We start from the raw sequence: 9,057 nt of genomic DNA on the forward strand, positions 1-9,057 counted from the left end.
GGAATGACTGAGGTCCCAACAAACTGGTCCAGATAATACAAATCAAACTTCGGCGTCATGCCCATTGATTGCTGTCGAACGGATACAAGCAGCTCGCCGGTAATTGAATAAATGGAAAAAGTATCGGAAATGAGTCCCCATTTTCCGACAATTAAATACTTGGTGTCCCGATATTGATCGGTCACTTTTGATGAACGGGTATGATCCAGTTCAGTTAAGTTTAACTGTAATTTTCGACTCATAAACGCATTTCCTTTACTTGTATTATTTTCATTTTAACACGTTCTGAAATTATTTACTCTGGTGTTATTTTAAAATGGGTATGGTAGAATAAAACGTGAGGTGTTGCGAATGAAACCGTTTATAAAAAATGATTGGTGGGACGTTTTAGAGCCCGAATTTGAAAAAACTTACTATCAGCAGTTACGCCAATTTTTGATATCAGAATACAAAACTCAATTTATCCATCCTGATATGAATCATATTTTTGAGGCGTTTCAGTTAACGCCCTTCAGTCAGGTCAAAGTCGTGATTTTGGGACAGGATCCCTATCACGAACCAAACCAAGCCCAAGGGTTAAGCTTTTCGGTTATGCCAGGTGTCAGAATCCCACCATCGCTTCAAAACATCTATAAGGAGCTTCAGTCCGACCTGGGAATTGCGCCGGTTCAACACGGTGATCTTCGGAGCTGGGCGAAGCAGGGGGTTCTTTTGTTGAACTCGGTGCTGACAGTCCGTAACGGACAGGCCTTTTCTCATAAGGGCAAAGGTTGGGAACAACTAACCGACGCTGCGATTTCAAAGCTGTCGGCGCGTGAAAAGCCGGTTGTTTTCATCTTGTGGGGACGAGCGGCCAGAGATAAGATTGCGTTGATCGACACTTCGACCAATGTGGTCCTGCAATCCGCTCACCCGAGTCCCTTATCAGCTAATCGGGGATTCTTCGGTTCCAAGCCTTTTTCCAAGACAAACGAAGCCTTGGAAGCAATGGGTGAAACGCCGATTAACTGGCAGTTGCCTGAAAAGGTTTCTCAAACATCGTAGTTGTGATTTTTTAGAATTGGAGGATTTGTCATGGATTTATTTGAAAGTCTCAAGCAAAAAATTAGTGGTAAAAATATCAGCATTGTGTTCCCTGAAGGCGACGACGTTCGAATTTTGGGTGCCGCAAGCCGATTAGCCAAAGATGGTTTGGTTAACCCGGTCATTCTTGGCGCAACCGATACAGTTCAAAAAGTTGCCAAGGATGCCGACATTGATTTAAGTGACGTTGAAATTATTGACTACCTCAATCAGCCTGCTGACCAGATTGATGAAATGGTTGCTGCAATTGTTGAAAGACGAAAAGGCAAGACTGATGAAGCACAAGCACGTGAATGGCTGAAAGATCCAAATTATTTTGGCACGACCTTAGTCTATATGAATAAAATTAACGGAATGGTATCAGGTGCCAACCATCCAACCGGCGATACCGTGCGTCCCGCACTTCAGATTATCAAGACAAAGCCGGGTGTGAAGTTAATTAGTGGGGCCTTTATCATGCAAAAGGGTGATGAGCGTTACCTGTTTGCCGACTGTGCCATTAACTTGGACCCGGATGCAAGTGCATTAGCTGAAATTGCGGTTGAAAGTGGTAAGGTTGCCAAGACCTTCGATATTGATCCAAAGGTGGCCCTTTTAAGCTTCTCAACCAAGGGATCCGCCAAGGGCGATATGGTTACCAAGGTTCAAGAAGCAACTAAATTAGCCCAAGAACAGGCACCCGACATGGCAATTGATGGTGAAATGCAATTTGATGCTGCGTTCGTTCCTTCAGTTGGTGAGCGCAAGGCACCGGGTTCGAAAGTTGCTGGCCACGCAACCGTCTTTGTCTTCCCAGAATTGCAATCAGGAAACATTGGTTACAAGATTGCCCAACGCTTTGGTGGTTTTGAAGCAATTGGCCCAATTCTGCAAGGCTTAAACAAACCTGTTTCTGACTTGTCTCGAGGCAGCAACGAAGAAGATGTTTATAAAGTTTCGATCATCACAGCTGCACAGGCATTATAATTAAATTAACTAACGGCGAGGGTTGTGGCAAATGATTTTATTTGTCCGCAATCCTTTCTTATTGGAAGGAATGATTCGTTGATCAATACAGTAACGGTTAAATCTGCAGACCAGACAATGGCCATTGGACAAAAGCTGGCCCAATATCTGAAGCCACGAGATTTGATCTTATTAGATGGCGATCTTGGGGCCGGCAAGACGACTTTTACGAAAGGCCTTGCCAAGGGACTCGGCATTGATCGCCCAATAAAGAGTCCAACCTTCACCATTATTCGTGAGTATCAGGACGGCCGAATTCCGTTGTATCACATGGATGTTTATCGGCTGGAAGAAGGCGGCGCTGATGATTTGGGCCTGGAGGAGTATTTTAACGGTGACGGGGTCAATGTGGTTGAGTGGTCGAAATTTGTGGCCGATGAATTACCAAATCAGTATCTGCGGATTATTTTCCGGCGGGATGATTCAAAAGGTGATAACGTTCGAACGTTGACCTTTGAAGCAAAGGGTGAACGATTTGAAAAGATGATTCGAGAAGTGTTGGCGGATCAATCATAGAAAGTAGGGATGTCGATTGGCAAAAGAAGTCGAATTTCGCTTGGCGGAAAAAGCAGACGGCCAGGCCGTATTGGACTTATTAAAGGCTTTACAAACCGAATCCGATACTTTTTTAGTGGACTCAGACTTAAGTGATCTAAATGGTCCTATGGAAGCACAACAGATTGACATGATTAACCACACGCGGACAAATTTACTGGCAGTGGCGGAATATGATTCAGAGTTGGTTGGCATCGTGACTGTCGATGAAGTCGACGAAAACAGGGGCGAAGTTGGCCTGGCTGTTCTGGCGGGCTTTCAAGGATATTCGATTGGCACAAATTTAATGGAGTTGGCGATTGACTGGGCCAAAGACTTTAGTCAGCTCGACCAGCTGTTCTTAACGGTCTTCTCAAACAACGGACCGGCCATTCACGTATACGAAAAAGTTGGCTTTCAACGGACAAAAGTGATGGCTCAAAATGACCGCGAACTTATTGAAATGAAACTAGATGTTCATTAAGTTGCAAAATAGGCTCAAACTGGAATCAGATTCAATTCCGGTTTGAGCCTATTATTTTAGCTATATTCGACGAAAAGTCCATCAATTTGACTAAGAAACTTAATGAGTGACTTTTTTGAAGTAGTTAAATGGCCTTCACGAATTCTCGTAAAGCCTCACTACCAAATTGCTGCTGTTCGGTTAACAAGATGTTTGCACAAGCAACACTGTCGTCTAAGGCATTATGATGATGCTCCAATTCAATGTGGAGCTTCTCGCAAAGTGTATTGAGCTTATGATTTTCCAACGTCGGATAAAATCGCTTGGACGTTCGCAGTGTGTCCAGTGTGAGATAGTGGGGTGGATTGACGTCGTAGCGTTCCAGGGTCCGCTTTAAGACACTGTTGTCAAACGCTGCGTTATGCGCAATCACCAATTTGTTTGCAGTAAATAACGGTGCAATGTGATCCCAAACCTCCGGAAAAGTCGGCGCGTCAACCACATCTTTTTCGTGAATCCCGTGAACATTAATGTTTCGCCAGCTAAATTCCATTTCCGGGTTGATGAGCGAATAAAATTCGTGGGCAACTTGATTATCTCTAACAATTGCCAGTGCAATGGAACAGGCGCTGGCTCTTTTTGCATTTGCGGTTTCAAAATCCATCGCAACAAAGTTCATATCTTTCACCTCAATGTATTCACATTGTACAAAGAACGCTTCTAAAACGCAACTTGATTGCATTCCGTGATCTCCGCCCATGGATCGGGTGTTTCGTGGTAAAATTAATTTATATGCTTTGAAACAGAGGAATTTAATCATGATGCAATCAAAAACAATTTTAAACGTTTACCCTGATATCGATATTTTAATGAATGAACCGTTATCCAAATATACGCATACCCTAACCGGCGGGCCGGCTGACATTCTGGCGTTTCCGCGCAGCATCAAGGAATGCCAACAGCTTTTGGATTACGCCAATGAGAATCACCTGCCGATAACGGTGATTGGAAATGCCAGCAATTTAATCGTCAAAGATGGTGGCATTCGCGGGTTAACGATGATTTTAACAAAAATCAAAAAAATTACGTCTCACGAAAATTTGGTGGTCGCTGAATCCGGGGCGGCCCTGATTGACGTGACCAAGGCCGCTCAGGCCAATTCACTTACCGGCTTGGAGTTCGCTGCCGGAATTCCCGGAAGTGTCGGTGGCGCGGTATATATGAATGCTGGAGCGTATGGCGGCGACATTGAAAATGTTGTTACTGGCGCAGAGGTCTTAACCCCTGATAATCACATTCTGCATCTGAACCACAAACAACTTGATTTTGGCTATCGTCATTCCAGTGTTCAGGATCATCACCAAATTGTCCTCTCCGCAACGTTCGCGTTAACGACTGGCATTGCCGAAAAGATTCAAAAACAAATGGACCATTTGAATGCGTTACGGGCGGCCAAGCAGCCACTTGATCTTCCTTCATGCGGAAGTGTGTTTAAGCGGCCGGCCGGCCATTTTGCAGGTAAATTAATTCATGATGCCGGCCTCCAGGGATTTCAAATTGGTGGGGCCCAAGTTTCGATGAAACACGCCGGATTCATTGTCAACGTTGACCACGCGACGGCGACCGATTATTTGAATGTGATTGCCCACGTTCAAAAAACAGTTTATGATCAATTTCAAGTTCATCTCGAAACTGAGGTTCGAATTATTGGTGAAGACCCCAAGCAAGATTAGGAGTTGGTAATTAGTGCACATTCTCGAAGCCGTTATTTTATTGATGACGCTGGTCGTATTTTCCAACGTTGTCGATCATTTTATTCCAGCTGTTCCAGTCAGTTTGATTCAGGTCGTCTTGGGCCTGGGTGCCGCGTTAGTGATGCGCGTGACTATCCCACTTGAAACTGACTGGTTTTTGCTGCTATTCATTGCCCCATTGCTTTTTAATGATGGACGACGGTTTCCAAAGCGGGAACTGTGGAAGCTTCGGGGCCCCATTTTGGCCAATGCAATTGTATTGGTTTTTTTGACGACCATTTTGGGTGGTTTCTTATTTCATCTCATTATTCCAACCATGCCGTTCTCCGTTAGTTTTGCCCTGGCGGCAATTTTGTCGCCAACCGATCCGGTGGCGGTTCAGTCAATTTCGAAGCGTGCCAAGCTGCCGGAAGGAATCTTGCATATCGTCAGTGGTGAAAGTCTGATCAACGACGCCAGCGGTTTGATTGCCTTTAAATACGCGGTTGCCGCGACGGTCACCGGGGTGTTTTCAATCAAATCGGCTGCCATTGACTTTATTTACATCAGTATCGTTGGGTTTGTGAGTGGAATCTTGATCATTGCCCTGATTTTGATGATGGAAAATTGGCTGTATCGGCAAGGTATTAACGACGTGATTTTTAGTACGGTTTTGCAGGTCACCACGCCATTTGTGGTTTATCTGGTTACTGAAGAATTCTTTCATGCTTCGGGGGTTATTGCGGTGGTTGCAGCCGGGATTATTTTTCACTTTTACGGGACTGCTCCGGATCGAAGCCAGCCCGAACTCAAGCTGGTCAGTGAGAAAACCTGGGATATTATTATTTATACATTAAACGGGATTGTCTTTTTGATTTTGGGAATTGAATTGCCGTTGGCAACCACCAACGTCATTCAAAATAACAAGATTAACACCTTTGCGGCTTTAGGCATTTCATTTGTGGCCTGGCTGATTCTCTTGGCAATTCGGGTCTTTTGGATTTATACTTACCAAGCCGTCAGCAGTTTGCGGTCACGAAAAATCAAGTCTTTGAAAACTAAGCAGATGCCGACGTTTAAAGCAGCTCTTTTAGCCGGGCTTTCAGGCGTCCGTGGAGCCGTTACAATGGCCGGGGTGCTGTCAATTCCAATGACCATTGACGGTGGCAGTCCGTTCCCATCCCGATCTTTAGCGTTATTTGTGGCCGCTGGCGTGATTATCATTTCACTGGTAGTTGCAACCATCACACTCCCACTGATTTCCGAGGACAAGGCGCCGTTGCTTACCCGGGCAAACGCGACGGATGATTCCGATGATTTGAATCCGAATTCATCGGACACCGACGAAGATACCCATTACATCTCTGAAGATGAAGCACGGGTCTACATTATGAAATTAGCCGTCCAGCGAATTGAAGAAGAACGGCGGCCCAGCAATCAAAAAGAAGCCTTTGATTTAATCCTTGATTATCAGTTTTTGATTCGTCGACTCGAATTGAAGCTTCAGGACAAAAAGGAAATGGATTCAATCATTTCAGATGAACTGGCCTTACGACGGGTTGCACTCCGTGGCGAACGGGCTGCCGTTCAACAATTGTTTGACGACCAAAAAATATCCAGACAGGCGTTTTTGATTGCCAACGCGAAGTTACAGCGACTGGAAAATCAAATGATTCGATCAATTGGCCATAAGATCAAGTTAGGCCACGGAACCGCTCGAAACTTCGTGAAGCTTCGTAACCGGATTGCCCTTTGGATTATTCGCCAAAAGACCGATGAGGATATTTCTGATGAATTGTCATTAATTCAACGTGAAGAAGCGAAGGCGGCAATTTCTGCGTTATCGGCGTACTTTGCCCGTGATGATATCGATAATCAGCGGTTTGACAGTCAATCTGTTTATCATCTAATCGTCCATTATCGAAATCAAATTGAACTGGCAAAGGATCACTCCCAAAAACAAATTCAAGATCAGGCAATGAACTATCAGAACTTGCGGATTAAAGCCTTAGCGGCTGAACGAGAGGGTGTCCAAGTGCTGTTGGAACAAGGAAATATCGATTGGGCTATGGCAGCGCACCTCAGACAATACATTAATTACTCGGAAACAGTGTTAATCATGGATTATCAAAACCAATAGGGGGATTTCAAATGAACGACAAGGGATTAGTCAATTTTAGAGACATTGGCGGCATTCAGGTTCCAACAGGTACGCTGAAGCCCGGATTTTTCTTCCGAAGTGGCGCAATATCCGGATTAAATCAGGTTCAGTCTTCTTTTTTGAAAGAGGCTTGTCGGATTCGGGATATCTATGATTTTCGAAGTACGGATGAAGTTCAACAAGCTCCTGACACCACCATTTCAGGAACCGATTATATCCATTTGGATATTTTATCTGATAAGACGGCGAATGGTGCCAGCTTGGGGGCGATGATCACAAGCGGAAATCAGGTCCGGCAAAACATGCTTAAAACATACGAATCAATTGTCTTGAGCCAATCCGCCCAACGGGGTTATCGTGAATTTTTGCTGGGGTTGTTGCAGGACCGCCAACCGGTTTTATTCCATTGCTTTGCGGGAAAGGATCGAACGGGATTTGCGGCCGCAATCATCTTGAAGATTGCCGGAGCCAACAATCAACAAATTATGGCGGATTATTTATTGACCAATCAGTTGCGAACAAAGGCCAATCAAGCCCTGTTAGATCAGTTTCGGGATCAGATGACCAAACAGCAGTTGGATAATCTCCACACCGCTTTGATGGTCGATGCCGATTATTTGACCCACGCACGAGACGTATTATTAAATCAATTTGGGACATTTGACCATTACTTGACTGATGGACTCGGATTACCCAGTGATTTCGTTGCAGAATTCAGGAACTTGTATGTAGCAAATTAAACATTCGATGTGATCAATTTGGATAAAAAAATAGGCCTGGCGGCAAAACGTTGGTTTTGTCACAGGCCCTTATTTTTGATTTGATTCATCATTTTGGTTAATGTGGGGTCGGTTACCCGAATTTTGAATGAGTTTCAAGGTGTAGTAGAACACCAATTGAACAACGGTCAATAAAATAATGAAGATAATTGCCGGTCGACTCCACATATTCATCAGCGGTCGAATGAATAATTCAGGTGTGAGAAATAAATAGATCGTGTGAATTCGTAAAAAACGACCGATAAAGATGCCGACGGATGCCAAAAAGGTTAAAACGATGACAATACTGTGTTTAAATACCAAGTTCGTTGCGTGGAGCCTGGCTGCAATGGCATTTGCAATCGTATCGAGTCCCCAAAGTCCCAGCAAGGTTGAAAAAATAGTTGAAGTTAGCAGCAAGGTAAATTTGAGCCACATAATGTCGTCCAACCTGAGCAATCCGTTGGTGCCATAAGGATTCAGTAACGACAAGTGGAATAAGTCCGTTAATAGGTAGGGGGTGTTTGGATAAAATAGCAGCCAGACAACCACCAGCAGCCAGAAAATAATGATGTTTTTAGGCTTGAAATTATCGATATGAAAGCTCAACTCAATTGGGATATATGCCAAAAACGTATTCAGCACCAAGAAGTTGAACGGGGGCTGTTTTAAATATGAATATAGAATTGTGATCCAGACTAAAAAACACGCCCGGACAATCCATTTATTTGTTCGACTCACGACCATTCCCCCTATCACTATAATTAAACTATTTTTTTCGGATAAATACCATCAATAATTCTTCTTTAAGAACATTTTTAATGATTTATTTAAACATGGTGGTTAATGAAGAATGATTATATGTTTAGGTGGGGAGAATGATATAATAATTTTTGAAAACTAATTAAGGGAGAGCGCAATGAACTGGTCAGAAATATTTACGGTACATAATTTTACAAGCCTTATCGATATTCTAGCGGTTTGGTTTCTTATTTATAACCTGCTTTTGATTGTCCGAGACACCAAAGCAGTCCAGTTACTTCGGGGGATTGTGTTTATCCTGGTCATTAAAATCATCAGCGCCTACACCGGGCTTTCGACGTTATCCTGGATCATGGATCAGGTCATCAATTGGGGGGTTATTGCCCTTGTGGTTATTTTCCAGCCGGAAATTCGGCGGGGATTGGAGCACCTTGGTCGCGGATCGATTTTTGTGAAGGGTAAAAAGGAAAATGAAGATGCCCAAAAGATGATTACAGCACTGGATAAAGCGATTCAGTACATGTCTAAACGCCGAATTGGGGCGCTAATTACCATTCA

Annotated in this window: 10 protein-coding genes and 1 pseudogene; 8 read left to right on the forward strand and 3 right to left on the reverse strand. The window is 43.8% G+C overall.

Features of this window, described 5'->3' with window-relative positions; genetic code table 11:
• Positions 1-242: pseudogene (locus tag AB3112_RS05395) on the reverse strand (hypothetical protein); the annotation flags it as partial.
• A 109-nt stretch (positions 243-351) separates the two neighbouring features.
• Between AB3112_RS05395 and AB3112_RS05400 the strand changes: the two are divergent.
• The 4 genes from AB3112_RS05400 to AB3112_RS05415 all read left to right on the forward strand — a co-directional run bounded on the left by AB3112_RS05400 (position 352) and on the right by AB3112_RS05415 (position 3,106).
• Positions 352-1,044 carry a uracil-DNA glycosylase gene (locus AB3112_RS05400; RefSeq protein ID WP_084975126.1) on the forward strand — a complete coding sequence of 231 codons (693 nt, stop codon included), beginning with the start codon at positions 352-354 and terminating at the stop codon, positions 1,042-1,044.
• A 30-nt stretch (positions 1,045-1,074) separates the two neighbouring features.
• Positions 1,075-2,049 carry a phosphate acetyltransferase gene (gene pta, locus AB3112_RS05405; RefSeq protein WP_084998556.1) on the forward strand — a complete coding sequence of 325 codons (975 nt, stop codon included), beginning with the start codon at positions 1,075-1,077 and terminating at the stop codon, positions 2,047-2,049.
• A 78-nt stretch (positions 2,050-2,127) separates the two neighbouring features.
• Positions 2,128-2,604 (forward strand): tRNA (adenosine(37)-N6)-threonylcarbamoyltransferase complex ATPase subunit type 1 TsaE, encoded by a 477-nt coding sequence (gene tsaE / locus AB3112_RS05410; protein WP_099046978.1) that lies wholly within the window; start codon positions 2,128-2,130, stop codon positions 2,602-2,604.
• A gap of 16 nt (positions 2,605-2,620) precedes the next feature.
• Positions 2,621-3,106, forward strand: a complete 486-nt coding sequence (locus tag AB3112_RS05415) for a GNAT family N-acetyltransferase (protein ID WP_084975131.1) — start codon at positions 2,621-2,623, stop codon at positions 3,104-3,106.
• 124 nt (positions 3,107-3,230) lie between these two features.
• Here the strand turns inward: AB3112_RS05415 and AB3112_RS05420 are convergent, their stop codons facing one another.
• The gene (locus tag AB3112_RS05420) at positions 3,231-3,764 is read right to left on the reverse strand and encodes a 3'-5' exonuclease (RefSeq protein ID WP_057910528.1); all 534 of its coding nucleotides are present in this window, start codon (positions 3,762-3,764) and stop codon (positions 3,231-3,233) included.
• A 142-nt stretch (positions 3,765-3,906) separates the two neighbouring features.
• On the opposite strand from AB3112_RS05420, the gene murB reads away from it, so the two are divergent.
• The 3 genes from murB to AB3112_RS05435 are packed head-to-tail and all read left to right on the forward strand — an operon-like array spanning position 3,907 to position 7,719.
• Positions 3,907-4,818, forward strand: coding sequence for a UDP-N-acetylmuramate dehydrogenase (gene murB, locus AB3112_RS05425; protein ID WP_167547576.1), 912 nt, complete (start codon positions 3,907-3,909; stop codon positions 4,816-4,818).
• A gap of 13 nt (positions 4,819-4,831) precedes the next feature.
• Entirely contained in the window at positions 4,832-6,958 is a 2,127-nt protein-coding gene (locus AB3112_RS05430; RefSeq protein WP_057910526.1) for a sodium:proton antiporter, read from the forward strand.
• Positions 6,959-6,969: 11 nt separating this feature from the next.
• Positions 6,970-7,719 carry a tyrosine-protein phosphatase gene (locus AB3112_RS05435; RefSeq protein WP_084975134.1) on the forward strand — a complete coding sequence of 250 codons (750 nt, stop codon included), beginning with the start codon at positions 6,970-6,972 and terminating at the stop codon, positions 7,717-7,719.
• Positions 7,720-7,788: 69 nt separating this feature from the next.
• Here AB3112_RS05435 and AB3112_RS05440 read toward each other — a convergent pair whose 3' ends face one another.
• Positions 7,789-8,484, reverse strand: coding sequence for a DUF1361 domain-containing protein (locus tag AB3112_RS05440; RefSeq protein ID WP_367334076.1), 696 nt, complete (start codon positions 8,482-8,484; stop codon positions 7,789-7,791).
• Positions 8,485-8,656: 172 nt separating this feature from the next.
• Between AB3112_RS05440 and AB3112_RS05445 the strand changes: the two genes are divergently transcribed.
• A partial coding sequence (locus AB3112_RS05445; protein WP_367334077.1) for a diadenylate cyclase occupies positions 8,657-9,057 on the forward strand: 401 nt, incomplete at its 3' end.

Origin of the sequence: Lentilactobacillus sp., assembly GCF_040773105.1 — a bacterium.
In the GTDB taxonomy this organism is placed as follows: domain Bacteria; phylum Bacillota; class Bacilli; order Lactobacillales; family Lactobacillaceae; genus Lentilactobacillus; species Lentilactobacillus parabuchneri.